Here is a 1,353-nt window from a genome sequence, read left to right on the forward strand (position 1 = left end):
TCGCAGCCCAGCGCGAGCAAGCTCGCTCGCCACAACAAGCTCGCTCGCCACACAAAAATGAGGGGTTGAGAAGATGAACAACCAATCCGCCGACGCCAACTACCAGGGCGTCTGGGGCAATCGCATCGGCTTCGGCAAAAAATCTGCGCTGCTGATGATCGACTTTATGCAGGGTTACACCACCGAAGGCGCGCCGCTGTATGCTCCCGAAGTGGTGGTGGCTGTAGCTGAAAGTGTCGAATTGCTGGCCACCGCTCGCCGGCACGCAATTACGGTGGTGCACACCAATATCCGCTACCATCCCGGCCATTTCGCCGACGGCGGTATCTGGGTCAAGAAGGCGCCGGTGATGAAGGACATGGTCGAGGGCAACCCGCTCGCAGCGTTCTGCCTCGAGGTATTGCCCCAGGCGGATGAAGTGGTGATCACCAAACAGTACGCCAGCGCCTTCTTCGGCAGCAGCCTGGCCCCGATGCTGCACGCCCAGGGCATCGACACTGTGGTGCTGGCCGGCTGTTCCACCAGCGGCTGCATCCGCGCCACGGCCGTGGATGCGGTGCAGCATGGGTTTCGCACCATTGTCGTGCGCGAATGCGTCGGCGACCGACACCCGGCGCCCCATGCAGCCAACCTGTTCGACATCGACAGCAAGTATGGCGATGTAGTGAGCAAGCAGGAGGCGATGAGCAAGTTCAGGGAGCAATAAAGGTTACGAAGAACTGCGCCATAGAGCGCGGTCTTGCACAAAACTGTGAGCCGCCCCCGCCCAACGGTGGGAGCTGGCTTGCCTGCGATGACGGAGTGTCAGGCAACATAATTGTTGCTGATCCACCGCTATCGCAGGCAAGCCAGCTCCCACATTAAAAAGCCGGTGCAGCTTTCAGTCTTCTGACACTGCCTTTGGATGTCGCTTTTACAGCACTCCGAAGTGCTGGAAAAAAGCGGCTGTATAAAAACCATAAGTCACCGCCAGGAGACACCCCAATGCCCATTGCGAATGCAGCGCCCGCGACCACGGTCGCCGACCCCGTTACCACGCTCTACCACAAGATCACCTGGAAGCTGATTCCGTTCCTGTGTTTCTGCTACCTGGCCGCCTACCTGGACCGCATCAACATAGGTTTCGCCAAGTTGCAGATGCTCGACCAGTTACACTTCAGCGAAACCGCGTTCGGCCTCGGTGCCGGCTTGTTTTTCGTCGGCTACATCATCTTTGAGGTGCCCAGCAACCTTGTACTTGAACGAGTGGGCGCGAAGATCTGGATCGCGCGCATCATGATCACCTGGGGCCTGCTCTCGGCCTGCACCATGCTGGTCACCTCCACCACCCAGTTCTACATCCTGCGCTTTCTG

2 protein-coding genes are annotated in these 1,353 nt (G+C 59.0%); both read left to right on the forward strand.

Going from position 1 to position 1,353, the window contains the following annotated elements; genetic code table 11:
• Positions 1–73: 73 nt before the first annotated feature.
• Positions 74–706 (forward strand): N-carbamoylsarcosine amidohydrolase, encoded by a 633-nt coding sequence (locus tag FEM54_RS32600; RefSeq protein WP_138454287.1) that lies wholly within the window; start codon positions 74–76, stop codon positions 704–706.
• A gap of 278 nt (positions 707–984) precedes the next feature.
• Positions 985–1,353 (forward strand): MFS transporter (locus FEM54_RS32605; RefSeq protein ID WP_138454288.1); only part of this gene is annotated, 369 nt, incomplete at its 3' end.

It is taken from the genome of Pseudomonas edaphica (genome assembly GCF_005863185.1).
In the GTDB taxonomy this organism is placed as follows: domain Bacteria; phylum Pseudomonadota; class Gammaproteobacteria; order Pseudomonadales; family Pseudomonadaceae; genus Aquipseudomonas; species Aquipseudomonas edaphica.